Origin of the sequence: Bradyrhizobium sp. URHD0069 (genome assembly GCF_000701345.1) — a bacterium.
Lineage (GTDB): Bacteria > Pseudomonadota > Alphaproteobacteria > Rhizobiales > Xanthobacteraceae > Bradyrhizobium.
In genome coordinates, this window is the sequence record NZ_JNIJ01000041.1 from 17,639 (window position 1) to 31,065 (window position 13,427).

General features: G+C 61.7%; 12 protein-coding genes and 1 pseudogene. 6 read left to right on the forward strand and 7 right to left on the reverse strand.

Translation table 11 applies throughout. From position 1 onward, the window contains the following. Positions 1–34 precede the first annotated feature (34 nt). The 6 genes from N554_RS0123245 (at position 35) to N554_RS43100 (ending at position 9,056) form a co-directional block, all read left to right on the forward strand. Entirely contained in the window at positions 35–2,338 is a 2,304-nt protein-coding gene (locus N554_RS0123245; protein WP_029585695.1) for an NADP-dependent malic enzyme, read from the forward strand. A 35-nt stretch (positions 2,339–2,373) separates the two neighbouring features. Next, positions 2,374–3,702: an NAD(P)/FAD-dependent oxidoreductase gene (locus N554_RS0123250; RefSeq protein ID WP_029585696.1), complete on the forward strand. Its 1,329-nt coding sequence runs from the start codon at positions 2,374–2,376 to the stop codon at positions 3,700–3,702. Positions 3,703–3,709: 7 nt separating this feature from the next. Then, complete coding sequence (locus N554_RS0123255) at positions 3,710–5,395, forward strand: PHA/PHB synthase family protein (protein WP_029585697.1); 1,686 nt, start codon at positions 3,710–3,712, stop codon at positions 5,393–5,395. A gap of 30 nt (positions 5,396–5,425) precedes the next feature. Next, the gene (locus N554_RS0123260) at positions 5,426–6,598 is read left to right on the forward strand and encodes an acetyl-CoA C-acetyltransferase (protein ID WP_029585698.1); all 1,173 of its coding nucleotides are present in this window, start codon (positions 5,426–5,428) and stop codon (positions 6,596–6,598) included. A 96-nt stretch (positions 6,599–6,694) separates the two neighbouring features. After that, on the forward strand, positions 6,695–8,803 hold the full coding sequence (locus N554_RS0123265) for a carbon starvation CstA family protein (RefSeq protein WP_051677654.1): 2,109 nt from the start codon (positions 6,695–6,697) through the stop codon (positions 8,801–8,803). After that, positions 8,733–9,056: a CstA-like transporter-associated (seleno)protein gene (locus N554_RS43100; protein WP_081851379.1), complete on the forward strand. Its 324-nt coding sequence runs from the start codon at positions 8,733–8,735 to the stop codon at positions 9,054–9,056. The genes N554_RS0123265 and N554_RS43100 overlap by 71 nt, the downstream gene beginning before the upstream one ends. A 235-nt stretch (positions 9,057–9,291) precedes the next feature. Here the strand turns inward: N554_RS43100 and N554_RS42195 are convergent. From N554_RS42195 to N554_RS42220, 7 genes and pseudogenes are all read right to left on the reverse strand, one after another. Continuing rightward, positions 9,292–9,462 (reverse strand): annotated as a pseudogene (locus N554_RS42195) (DUF2236 domain-containing protein); the annotation flags it as partial. A gap of 386 nt (positions 9,463–9,848) precedes the next feature. After that, positions 9,849–10,121 carry a hypothetical protein gene (locus N554_RS0123275; RefSeq protein ID WP_029585701.1) on the reverse strand — a complete coding sequence of 91 codons (273 nt, stop codon included), beginning with the start codon at positions 10,119–10,121 and terminating at the stop codon, positions 9,849–9,851. 139 nt (positions 10,122–10,260) lie between these two features. Further along, the gene (locus N554_RS42205; RefSeq protein WP_029585702.1) at positions 10,261–10,476 is read right to left on the reverse strand and encodes a hypothetical protein; all 216 of its coding nucleotides are present in this window, start codon (positions 10,474–10,476) and stop codon (positions 10,261–10,263) included. Between the two features lie 218 nt (positions 10,477–10,694). Then, entirely contained in the window at positions 10,695–11,915 is a 1,221-nt protein-coding gene (locus N554_RS0123285) for a Wadjet anti-phage system protein JetD domain-containing protein (RefSeq protein ID WP_051677655.1), read from the reverse strand. After that, positions 11,912–12,088, reverse strand: coding sequence for a hypothetical protein (locus N554_RS42210; RefSeq protein ID WP_245283688.1), 177 nt, complete (start codon positions 12,086–12,088; stop codon positions 11,912–11,914). The genes N554_RS0123285 and N554_RS42210 overlap by 4 nt, the downstream gene beginning before the upstream one ends. Beyond that, the gene (locus N554_RS42215; protein WP_029585704.1) at positions 12,066–12,488 is read right to left on the reverse strand and encodes an SbcC/MukB-like Walker B domain-containing protein; all 423 of its coding nucleotides are present in this window, start codon (positions 12,486–12,488) and stop codon (positions 12,066–12,068) included. The genes N554_RS42210 and N554_RS42215 overlap by 23 nt, the downstream gene beginning before the upstream one ends. Before the next feature lie 82 nt (positions 12,489–12,570). Further along, positions 12,571–13,029, reverse strand: coding sequence for a hypothetical protein (locus N554_RS42220; RefSeq protein WP_245283689.1), 459 nt, complete (start codon positions 13,027–13,029; stop codon positions 12,571–12,573). Between the last annotated feature and the right edge of the window lie 398 nt (positions 13,030–13,427).

The window sequence follows — 13,427 nt, forward strand, 5'->3', positions numbered from 1 at the left end:
GGTTGCGCGACGAGAGAGACAGTGGGAGGACATGATGGAAGAACAGCTGCGCCGCGACGCACTGGAATATCATCGCGTGCCGACGTCGGGAAAAATCTCCGTCACGCCGACCAAAAGCCTGGTGAACCAGCACGACCTCGCGCTCGCCTATTCCCCCGGCGTCGCCTACGCGTGCCTCGCTATCCGGGACGACCCGAAGGAAGCGGCCACGCTGACGTCGCGCGCCAACCTGGTTGCGGTAATCACCAACGGCTCCGCCGTACTTGGCCTCGGCAATATCGGGGCGCTCGCCGGTAAGCCGGTGATGGAAGGCAAGGGCTGCCTGTTCAAGAAGTTCGCCGGCATCGACGTGTTCGACATCGAGGTGGACGAGAGCGATCCGGACAAGCTGGTCGAGATCGTGGCCAGCCTGGAGCCGACCTTCGGCGGAATCAACCTCGAGGACATCAAGGCCCCGGAGTGCTTCTACATCGAGCGGGCGCTACGGGAGCGCATGAAGATACCGGTGTTCCACGACGATCAGCACGGCACCGCAATCATCGCCGCGGCGGCCGTCCTCAATGGCCTCGAGCTGGTCGGCAAGAACATCAGCAATGTGAAGATCGCCTGCTCCGGCGCCGGTGCGGCGGCCATCGCCTGCCTGGACCAGCTCGTCAGCCTCGGCGTTCGCATGGAAAACATTCTCGTCACCGATGCGAAAGGTGTCGTGTACGAGGGCCGCCCCGAAGGAATGGACCCGATCAAGGCGCGCTATGCGCGGCCGACTTCCGCGCGCACCCTGGGGGACATCATCGAGGGGGCCGATATCTTTCTTGGGCTGTCGGCCGGCGGCGTGCTCAAGCCGGACATGGTCAAACGCATGGCGAAGGACCCGCTGATCCTGGCATTGGCCAACCCGACCCCGGAGATCTTGCCGGAGGAAGCCAAGGCCGTACGTCCCGATGCCATCATCGCGACGGGCCGCTCTGACTATCCAAACCAGGTCAACAACGTCCTGTGCTTTCCCTTCCTGTTCCGCGGCGCCCTTGATGTCGGCGCAACGACCATCAACGAGGCGATGAAATCGGCCGCCGTTCGTGCCATCGCCAGTCTGGCGCACGCGGAGGTGTCGGATGTCGTCGCCACCGCCTATGGGGATCAGCGTCTCCAATTCGGCCCCGACTACCTGATCCCCACTCCGTTCGATCCGCGCCTGATCGAGCGCATCGCGCCAGCGGTAGCCAAGGCCGCGATGGAGAGCGGCGTGGCGAGTCGCCCGCTGGCCGACCTCGAAGCCTACCGGCAAATCATGGCTCGCTTCATGTACCAGTCCGGCGCGAGCATGGAGCCGGTCTTCGCAGCGGCCAAGGTCGCGCAGATGCAGATTGCACTGGCCGAGGGTGAAGACGATCGCGTACTGCGTGCGGCGCAGCTCATCGTCGACGAAAGTCTCGGAAGACCCGTTCTTGTGGGGCGGCCCGACGTCATCAATCCCCGCATCGAGTCCTTGGGGTTGCGCCTGGAGGACGGTCGCAACTGCGAAATCGTCTGCTTCGAAAACGATCGCCGATATGAGGAAAGCTGGCGCGAGTATTATGACCTCGTGCGCCGCAGCGGCGTGACCCAGACGCTGGCGCGCGAGGGCATGCGCAACCGCTCGACGCTGATCGCAGCGATGCTGCTGCGCCGCGGCGATGTCGATACCATGCTGTGCGGGACATCGGGGGCTTTTGCCGAGCACCTCAACTATGTGCGCCAGGTCATCGGCCTGCGCGACGGCGTGCGCACGCTGGGCACGATGAACATGGTGATCCTGGGCGGGCGTCCGCTCTTCATGTGCGATACCTACGTGAATTTCGACCCATCACCAGAGCAACTCGCCGAGCTCACCCTGCTCGCTGCCGAGGAGGTTCGACGCTTTGGCCTCGTGCCCAGCGTCGCCTTGCTTTCGCATTCGAGCTTCGGCAGCGCCGACTCACCCTCCGCCGGCAAGATGCGCGCGGCGCTGGCGCTCATTCAGTTGCAGGCGCCCGATCTGGCGGTGGAAGGCGAGATGCACGCCGATGCCGCGCTGTCAAAACGGGTGCTCGATCGGGTCTTCCCCGACTCGCATCTGGCGGAGGAAGCCAATCTCCTGATAATGCCCAGTCTGGACGCGGCCAACATCGCCTTCAACCTGTTGCGGATGGCCGCCGGCGGCGGCGTCACCGTAGGACCGATCCTGCTCGGTGCCGACAAGTCCGCTCATATTCTGACACAGACCGCCACGGTCCGCGGCATCCTCAACATGACGGCGTTGGCGGTCGTCGATGCGGCACAGACCAGCGCGCATGCGCTGCCCCGAATGGCGGCGGAGTGACCCTGTCCGACGCCGGCAAGCTCGGAACGGAACACATGGTGAGCGAGACGTCCGATCTCCATCGCGTTATCGTCGTCGGCGGCGGCGCCGGCGGGCTGGAGCTCGTGACCCGGCTCGGCAACAAGCTGGGTCGTTACAAACGGGCCGACGTGACCCTCGTCGACAAATGCCGCGCCCATCTGTGGAAGCCGCTGCTGCATGAGATCGGAGCCGGCAGCATGGATCTCGGCGTGCACGAGATCGACTACCTGGCGCAGGCGCATTGGCATCATTTCCGCTATCGCATCGGCGAGCTGATGGGGCTCGATCGGCGGGCGCGCGCCGTTCATCTTGCTGCCCATGTCGACGACGAGGGACAGCTGGTCACGCCGCCGCGGAGCTTTCATTACGATACGCTGGTCATCGCGATCGGCAGTCAGTGCAATGACTTTGGCACACCGGGCGTACGCAAGCACGCGTTGTCGCTGGATACGCCCCTGGAGGCCAAGCGGTTTCACAGCCGCCTGGTGAACGCATACATCCGTGGCCATGCGCAATCCACGCCGCTGCGGCCCGAGCAACTCCAGGTGGCGATCATCGGTGCAGGAGCCACGGGAACGGAGCTCGCCGCGGAATTGCACTACACGACGCGACAGGTCGTTGCCTACGGTCTCGATCGCATCGATTCCAAACGAGACATCAGGATCAATCTCATCGAAGCGGCGGACCGCATATTGCCGGCGCTACCCGAACGGTTGTCGAATTCGGCGGCTGCCCTTTTGAAGGACCTCGGGGTGCGCGTCTGTGCCTCATCGAAAGTCGCCGAGGTCGCGACAAACGGAGTGAAACTTGCAAGCGGCGAATTCATTCCGGCGGAACTCGTCGTCTGGGCCGCCGGCGTCAAAGCGCCCGATGTGCTCAAGGACCTCGACGGTTTGGAGACAAATCGCCTCAACCAGCTGGTCGTCACATCGACCCTGCAAGCAACCCGCGACGAGAACATTTTCGTCATCGGCGACTGCGCGGCCTGTGCCTGGGATGGCAAGCCGGGCCAGAACGTTCCGCCCCGAGCCCAGGCGGCACACCAGCAAGCGACGCACGCCTTCAAGCAGGTCAAGCGACGGTTGGCGGGCCAGTCTCTCGCGCCTTGGCATTACCGGGATTTCGGCTCGCTTGTGTCGCTCGGTGAGTACTCGACGGTCGGAAGCCTGATGGGCGGCCTCATGGGGCGTAGCCTCTGGATCGAGGGCCTGTTCGCGCGGCTGATGTACCGATCGCTCTACAAGATGCACGAATTCGCGCTGCACGGGCCGACCAAGGTAACGCTCGATACCCTTGCGCGACTGATCACGCGGCGCACCGAACCGCATGTGAAACTGCATTGAGGGACCAATGAACAACCCGATCCCGCTCGAGTACCTAACGAGTTTCTCGCAAACCAGCCAGGCGATGATGCAGCAGCTTGCGACCGGCCTGCTAACGAGCGGCGACAACGCAACCAACTTCACACGCTACAGCGAACTTGCCTCGGTCCAGCAGAATTACTTACAACAGATGGGCGCGTTGTGGATGAACAGCGCCTTCGGTTCCGGCCCCATGCAGCCGGCCAAGGGCGATCGGCGGTTCGCAAGCGAGGAGTGGAAGAAAAGCCCATATCACGAGTTTCTCAAGCAGTCGTACCTCGTGAACGCCCGCTACGTGAACGATCTGATCGAGCGTGCGTCCCTCGACGACAGGACGCGGGCAAGAATGCGTTTCTTCGCACGGCAGATCCTGGATGCGCTGAGCCCGTCGAACTACCTTGCCACCAATCCCCGGGTGATCCGGCGTGCGATGGAGACCGGCGGCGACAGCGTGGCGACGGGCGTGAGGAACCTGCTCGATGATCTCGGCAAAGGCCGCATCTCGATAACCGACGAGCAGGCTTTCGAGGTCGGCCGGAATCTGGCGATTACGACCGGTTCCGTGGTCTTCGAGAACGAGCTGCTTCAGTTGATCCAGTACCAGCCGCTCACGGAGACGGTAGGCGCGCGGCCACTGGTCTTGATTCCGCCCAGCATCAACAAGTTCTACGTGTTCGATCTGCAACCGGCCAATTCGTTCGTGCGCTACGCCGTCGAGCAGGGCAACACCGTCTTCATCGTGTCCTGGCGCAACGTGATGGTCGAGCAAGGCCATCTGACGTGGGACGACTATCTCACCGAGGGGATCATGCGGGCGATCGACGTCGCTTGCGAAATCACCGGTGCCAACAAAGTCAACGCACTGGGCTTCTGCGTCGGCGGCACGATGCTCGGTTGCGCGGCTTCCGTGATGGCGGCGCGCAACGAGGACAAGATCGAAAGCCTGACGTTCCTCACGACGATGCTCGACTTCGCGCAGGCCGGCGAGATCGCCTTGCTGATCGACGAGCAGAGTGTGGCGGCGCGCGAGCAAACGATCGGCGGCGGCGGCATCCTCCCGGGGCGAGAGCTCGCGTTCGTGTTCTCCACGCTGCGCGGAAACGATCTCATCTGGCCCTACGTGGTCGGCAACTATCTCGAAGGGCGCCAGCCGGGTGCGTTCGACATTCTGTACTGGAACGCCGACAGCACGAACCTGCCGGGCCCCATGTACTGCTGGTATGTGCGTAACACCTACCTGGAGAACAACCTCCGCAACCCCGGGGAGACGACCCAATGCGGGGTCAAGGTCGACCTCTCGGCGATCCACGTGCCCACCTATGTGCTGGCAAGTCGCGAGGATCACATCGTGCCCTGGCAAACCGCCTACCGGACCACGCAACTGGTGTCCGGCGACTTGCGCTTCGTGCTCGGAGCAAGTGGCCACATCGCGGGTGTAATCAACCCGGCAGCGCGCAACAAGCGCAACTACTGGATCGAAGGCGAGCAGGGAAAGCGGCCCGAACGCTGGCTGGAGACGGCGCGCGAGGTACCCGGAAGCTGGTGGTTGGACTGGAGCGCCTGGCTTCGTTCTCACGCCGGCACGCAGGTGCGGGCACGCACGCGCCTGGGCAGCACCGCGTTTCCCGAGATCGAGCCTGCGCCCGGCCGCTACGTCACGGTGCGCGCCGCCTGAACCAGATATGGAGACTAGAGGAGGAAAATCATGACTGACATCGTTATCGCCTCGGCGGCAAGGACCCCGGTCGGGTCGTTCAACGGCGCGTTTGCCAACCTGCCCGCGCACGACCTTGGTGCGGTTGCCATCAAGGCCGCCCTCGAGCGGGCAAAGCTCGCGGGCAAAGAAGTCGACGAGGTGATCCTCGGCCAAGTGCTCACGGCCGGCCAAGGGCAGAACCCGGCGCGGCAAGCCGCCATGAAGGCGGGCATCCCCGAAGACAAGACGGCCTGGAGCCTCAATCAGGTGTGCGGCTCGGGACTGCGGGCAGTCGCGCTCGGCATGCTGCATGTCGCCAGTGGAGACGCCGACGTCATCGTCGCCGGCGGCCAGGAATCGATGTCGCTGTCGCCGCACGCGGCTCACATGCGAGACGGAACGAAGATGGGCGACGTGAAGTTCGTCGACACCATGATCAAGGATGGCCTCTGGGATGCGTTCCACGGCTATCACATGGGGACAACGGCGGAGAACGTCGCCCAGAAATGGCAGATCAGCCGCGAAGATCAGGACAGATTCGCCGTCGCCTCGCAGAACAAGGCGGAAGCGGCCCAGACATCCGGCCGCTTCAAGGACGAGATCGCACCGGTGACGGTGCAATCACGCAAAGGCGACATCGTCGTTGACCAGGATGAGTATATACGTCCCGGCACGACGCTCGACGCGGTTGCGAAGCTCAAGCCCGCTTTCTCCAAGGACGGCACAGTCACCGCCGGCAATGCCTCGGGACTGAACGACGGTGCCGCCGCGTTCGTCATCATGAGCGCCACAGAGGCGCAGCGGCGCGGCATCACGCCGCTCGCCCGCATCGCCTCCTGGTCCACCGCCGGCGTCAATCCGGCCATCATGGGCTCAGGCCCAATTCCCGCCTCTCGGCGGGCGCTCGAGAAGGCCGGCTGGAAGGTTGCCGACCTTGATCTCGTCGAGGCGAACGAGGCGTTCGCCGCGCAGGCGCTCGCCGTCAACCGGGACATGGCCTGGAACACCGACATCGTGAACGTCAACGGCGGTGCCATCGCCATCGGTCACCCGATCGGCGCGTCCGGCGCACGTATTCTAGTGACCCTTCTGCATGAAATGCAGAAGCGGAACGCCAAGCGCGGGCTCGCGACGCTGTGCATCGGCGGCGGTATGGGCATCGCTCTCACTGTCGAGCGCTAGTCGCAAGTTGGCTTGGTAAACTATTTATCGCAGGTAGCCGAGTGGGGATTCCATGGGCAATGCCTTTAGATTGGAGCCAACCGAGGGAGGAAGGCCATGTCGCAACACGCACTCTCAAATCCTGAGCTGCCGAAGCGGGCACTATCTTGGCTGATATGGACGGGTATAACCGCGCTGGGCGCATTCGCACTTGCTGGCATCGCGCTCAATCGCAATGAGCCGGTTAGCGCGGCCTGGCTGGTGACAGCGGCTATCTGCGTCTACCTCATCTCCTATCGCTTTTACAGCAAGTTCATCGCCGAGAAGGTCTTGCAGCTGGACGACACGCGCATGACGCCGGCCGAGCGCCATAATGATGGCCTCGACTACGTTCCTACCAACAGATACGTCGTCTTCGGTCATCACTTCGCGGCCATCGCGGGGGCCGGACCACTGGTCGGGCCGGTGCTCGCTGCACAGATGGGCTATCTGCCGGGAACTCTATGGATCCTCGTAGGAGTGGTGTTTGCGGGCGCGGTGCAGGATTTCGTTATTCTATTCTGCTCGATGCGACGCGACGGCCGCTCGCTCGGCGAAATGGTGAAAATGGAAATGGGCCCAATCGCGGGCGGCGTTGCCCTCGTTGGCACCCTCGGGATTATGATCATAATCCTCGCCGCCCTCGGCCTGGTCGTCGTGAAGGCATTGGGCGAAAGCCCGTGGGGCACGTTTACGGTTGCCGTCACGATCCCGACCGCCATGCTCATGGGTGTCTACATGCGGAGCATCCGGCCAGGCAAAGTGGGAGAAGCCTCTGCATTCGGCGTGATCGTTCTCTTGCTCGCCATCTGGTATGGCCAGTACGTGGCCCAAGACGCAACGCTCGGGCCAGCTTTCACCCACAGCGCGCCTGCCCTAGCTTTGGCAATCATCGTTTATGGCGCCATCGCCTCTATGCTGCCAGTGTGGCTCCTCCTCGCTCCTCGCGATTACCTCAGCACGTTCCTCAAGATCGGCGTCATTGTCGCGCTCGCGATCGGCATTTATCTGGTCCAGCCCGATCTGAAGATGGAGGCGGTGACCCGTTTCACCGACGGTAGCGGACCAGTGTTTTCCGGCCCGCTATTCCCGTTCCTTTTCATCACCATCGCATGCGGCGCAGTTTCGGGCTTTCACGCGTTGATCTCGTCCGGCACGACGCCAAAGATGATCGAGCGGGAGTCGGACGCCCGTTTTGTCGGCTACGGCGGCATGCTGATGGAGTCTTTCGTCGCCATAATGGCGCTTTCCGCTGCATGTGTGCTCGATCCTGGCATCTACTTCGCCATGAACAGTCCGGCGGCGGTAATCGGCGACACGCCTCAAAAGGCAGCCGAGGTAATTAGCAATTGGGGTTGGGTGATCACCCCCGAAGCGATCACCCAGACCGCAACCGACGTGGGGGAACACACTATCCTCAACCGAGCCGGCGGCGCCCCGACTTTGGCGGTGGGCATGGCACAAATCATGGCACAGGCCTTTGGAGGCAAGGCGCTCGAAGCCTTTTGGTACCACTTCGCCATCCTGTTCGAAGCACTGTTCATCCTCACGGCGGTTGATGCCGGCACCCGCGCAGGGCGATTTATGATTCAGGATCTGCTCGGCAACATCTATGCCCCGCTCGGCCGCACCGAGTCCCTGTTTTCCAATGTGGTTGCTACACTGCTCTGTGTCGCCGCATGGGGCTACTTCGTCTATCAGGGCACGGTCGACCCGCTTGGGGGAGTGAATACGATCTGGCCGCTATTCGGCATCTCGAACCAGATGCTCGCCGGCATTGCTCTTCTGTTGGCCACTACCGTGCTGATCAAGCTTAAGCGCGAGCGCTACGCCTGGGTGACGCTTGCGCCCACGGCATGGCTTCTGGTTTGCACCCTCACGGCAGGGTGGATGAAGGCGTTCTCGTCCGATCCGCGCGTTGGATTCTACGCGTTGGCCAACAAGTACAGCGAGGCGGCTTCGGCTGGCACTGTCCTCGCTCCGGCCAAGAGCATTGCCGAGATGGAGCGTGTGGCTTTCAACAACTACATATGCGGCACGCTCACAGTGCTGTTCGTTGCTCTCGTGCTAGTCATGGCTTATTTCACGCTGCGAATGTCGCTGAAAGCGTTCCGCAATGCCATGCCGAGTGCGGCTGAGACGCCGCCAGCAATTCGTGAGGGAGGATTGTCCGGTGCTCCTGCGTAATGTTCGGAAACCGGTCCTGTCGTGCCGGGAAGTCACAGGGGCGACGGTAGAAGGGTGCTTTGCGTGCGCGCGGGACGCGGCCACACAACTGCGCCAGGGTTGGCTTAGGGTCATTGGTGCGCCCGACTATAAGGCCTACTTGATCCACCATGCGGCGCGGCATCCCGGCTTGGCACCGATGGCTGAGGGTGAATACGTCAACATGTTCATCGAGCGGCGCTTCAATGGACGGAGTGCTGGGCGCTGCTGCTAGTTCATAATCCGGGTGGCGAGATCAGGGGCGTAAATCAAATCCGGACATACTGGTGGTGTAGCCCGCCGAGAATTGGGCGGCAAAGAATGCGCCCGGCTACTTCGACGGCGCGCAAGATCGGCGCATCTTTCTCCAAAGATAAATGCGTCCGGATCTCGTTGTGATAACTCATGTACGACAGCAGTATGTGACGGAGGTGTCGCTCGCCCGACACAACAACGTGGTCAAGGCATTCCCAGGGATGCGCCAACTGAAGCAACAAGGCGCGGCCGGCGCCAAAGAAGACGGCCGCCTCGCGGTCGACCCGCCAGGTCAGTGAAGCGGGACCGAAGACCCCCTCAATTGATCCGGCCGCCGCCTCGCAAACGGTGTCGAGACTGCTTTCAAAATCATCTTCGGACAACAACGGTATACCCTCAGGATTTGCAACGGGATGACAGGCCACCGGATCGAAGTAAGAGCAGTATTTGCCCTGTTGTCATCGCTGGGGCGCCAACGAGAAGTACCTGTGCTCCATCGAGGGCGCCCGTCCACCGGGCGTCCCCTTAGGGACGACATTACCTGAAGTTCTCGCTGACGCCCTCCCTGTTATTCGTGGACCATCGACGGCGTCTTCATCGATGAGACCTGGGCCAAGACCAACATCATCCGCACCCATGGTTGGGGGCAGAGAGGACAGCGCGCCTGCGCGGACAAGCGTCGCACGGCATTGGCAAACGCTCACATTCCTCGCGTCTTTGCGGCACGACCGGATGGGCACCCGGCATTCCCCACGTCCTTTTTTTTGATCTATCACCGCTGCGAGATCATGCTCTTCAATTGATTCAGCAGTGTCAGCACCCAGCAGAACGCGAACAGTCCGGCGAGGCCGACGCCGGTGCGGCGGTCGAGCAGCGACAGCCCGGTCCAAAGCCACACGCGATAGATCCACAGCGCGGCAATCGCGACACCCAATAGGCACACCAGCAGCTTGACAAATCGCGTGTTGGCGACGCCAACGGCTGCGAACAGGATCGTCAGCGGGACAAGGAACATCTGACAGGTTGAAACCAGTGTCTCGTTCACGGGCAGCTCCGAAAGGGATTCTAGTGGTCCTTCGATTGTAACATTCGCAACGACGCCAACTGAGACGGAATGCGAATGTTAGAATCGAACCACAGCCGGTATTTCAAACAAATCGTTGCCGCGCAGCCCTTACACCAGACTACACGCCGTCCCCAGCTAAATGGCTACGGCCGAAGCGGCGCGAAATCCGGGCTACCCTCAATACGGAGGCTTCTTTTTCGCCTGCTGCAGTTTGACGGCTTCGCACGCCTTCGCCGACCAAGGCTTGGGCGATGGCATGGCCGATGCCATTTCCCGCACCGGTTACCAGGGCTGCCTCGCGCGCCGGGTCGAATGGAGTGTTCGGCAGGCTCATGTTGATCGGAGCTCCGATTGCGATAATTGCAATGTATTGAGGTCGTCCATGTCGAGCACCGTAATACGGCTATTGCCGTTACGAGCCACCCCGGATTGCGCTGCGCTCCATCCGGGCTACAATTCGACGTAACTACTACTCGTCGGGGTCCGGAAACCGCCCTGGAGGATTCAATTTAGACCGAACTCGGGTTAATGTCCGGCCGGTGAGACCAACTCCTACTCTTCCTCGATCCGACCCGCGAGTGAGCCAACAGGCGGATGACGTGGATCGGGGGCTTCCTGCTCTAGGATTTTTGGATCCTTCGTCGTCGACATCCACATCGCCAATTCGGCCAAAGAACTGTCCGATTCCCCAATTGCGCGCAGCGAATTGTCGGTCATCGCCGGCTTGCCAAATTCTTCGACCAACTTCCTGTTCATGAGATGAGGACGGGGCCTGCGAGGCAGCACCTGTTCCAAAAATCGAAAGATCTTCAAGCCGCCTGGATCGATGTCCCCCCAGTGAAAGAAGGGCACGTCGTCGCCGATTGTCGACAGGGCCCTATTCAGCAGCGAGACGACCCCCGCGGAAGGAAAACCACCGAGGTACACGATCAGTCCCTCGCCGCCCATCTCTCGCACCTGACGATTGAAGCTGGCGTAATTCTCGACTGTCAGCACAAAACTAGGCCGAGTGCCCATCTTGAGAAGCGGCAGCATTTCAGGATGGACCGAGGCGAACGGCGCAGCGTTGCCATCAACCAAAACCCCCACCTCTCCCTCGAAGATAACCGGTCTTTTCAGGTGAATTGGGTGGCTGTAACGTTCCAAACCGATGCTGGCCCAGATTGCATCGGCCGCAGCGCCAGGCTGGCCAAATTGGATGCCAACGACGGTAGCGAGCCGGGAGGCGTGTCGATCGAACGCCTTCGTATCGTTCGTCGCCCTGAGCGAGAACGTGCGCGCGTCCAGCCCTCGAGCTTCCAGCCGCGAGATCGAAGCCAGCAGCATGAAGAACTCCTTGCTGGCTTCTATCTCCGCGGCGGCGAGGCGATAAGCGCTTTCACTCCTTGCCCAGTGCCCCGCCATTTCGTCAAGCAGGCGGACCACCCAGGCCTCTCCCGACGTCGCGATTGGAAGCAATTCGTCCCGAGCGCGCTGCGCGACCACGGCCGCGGTCGGACGGCCCAGGTGACGGGCGAGCAGATCCGGATCGCGAACACGCACGCGTTCGATCAGATGACCACGATCTCTTCGGCCCCGTTGCACCTCGACGGCGCCGAACCGCTCTGCTGCCGCCATGAGATCATGGAAGCGGCCAACCTGCTGCACCGTAGACAGCTTGTCGTACTCCGGAGCGGCAAATGCCGGCCGGGACCGATCCGGATGCCGTTCGCTTCGCTCCAGCAGCCGTTCGAGGAATTCGACGCCGGCGTCGGCTGTCCCCAGGTCGGTCATTCCGCTGCCTGATCCTGCGAAGTGACCGTGGATTGCTCATCCGCGATCAGTTCGGCCTTGAATACGTCGAAGCCCTTGCGATAGGGGTCGGCCGCGACGAGTTCGCCTCGCGCCTTCAAGGTGAGGAGTTCGGTGTCGATCATCACCTGATTACCCAGGCGATTGACGTTCACCACGGTATCGACGACCTCCATGAAGACATGGCGCCTTTTCGTCGGGCGTAGCCAGGACGACCTGAAGGCCAAGGTCACGCATGAATTCCGAACACTGACCGATCGCCTTCGTGTCCAGGCGGTTGAAGGCCTCGTCGAAGATCGCCAGCGACAGTCCGCTCTCGCCGGTCCGCCGGTTCTGGTAGGTGGCAGCCAGGGAAGCGCCGATTGCGATGTAAAACGGAAGCTGCCCCTCGCCGCCGGATCCCGTCCCTGCCCGGCTAGTCAGCGACGACCGGATCTTGCCGTTGGCATCCTGGATGTAGAGCTCGAAATTGAAGTATTTGCGCGGATCCTCGATCTCGTCAGTCTTCGCTTCCGGATTGGACAAGATCTCCTCGATCCGGCGGACCGCGCGCATCGTCGGTGTGTTGGCATCCTGGCTTCGGTCGCCGAACAGCGGCAGGCTGAAGTCGGGCCGGCGGATTCGTTGACGAGATCGATCATGTCACGTGGGTTGGAGCCTCTAGTGCCTTGAACGAAAAGTAATCGCGACCGTGGAATTGCCGATCGGCCAGGTGCCGGTTCAACTCGGTGAGCGTTGCCCTGATCCCTGTGAAGGCGTCGTCCAGGCGGTGGAGCAGGTCGTCGCGGAAAGCCGACGTCATTTCGGTGGCGGCGTTCCGGCACTGCTCCTCATACTGAACCAGTTCATGGGCATCGAGCCGCTGTTTTTCGGCCGTGGCCCATTGTTCAGCGGCGGCCGGCGTGGCTTCTTCGGCGGTGAAGGGCGGAGAAACATGGAAGTCCTGACCATGTTTGTTCACCGCATTAGTCATTTCGCGCATGAGGCTGGAGCGGCGATCCGTCGACCGACGATCCCTATCTGCAACGAAACCCGCAAGCAGATTAGGTATCGTATCGGTGGCGATTCCTCCAACCTCCGGTTGGTAGTCGCGCATCGCCGTCGATTGTGGGAACCCCTGCCTCAGTCCTCCGAACATTTATTTGCTGCCGCAACGTCCAAATCTCTGCCTCAAGCGCTGCTCGCGAGCGGATCAGATCGACGACCATCCAACCAATAAGCCTGCAAAGATCCCTCATGGCACAACAGCATCGCCCGATTCTCCATCAACTACCAGCCAGATAAGGTTTTCGACAGGGACAGCCAGGTTGCACACGTGGCAAGCGGATCCAATCAATCTCATTGAAACATTCGACATACCGCTTAACGCCCTGCCGCCGCTCGCTCGCCTATATCAGAATATTAGGAGAGCTTTACCCCGGGTGATCGCTGGTTGGTACTGAAGCTCTTTTGGGCATTGCGGTGCCCTTAGCAGTGGTGCCACTTGGATCCGGC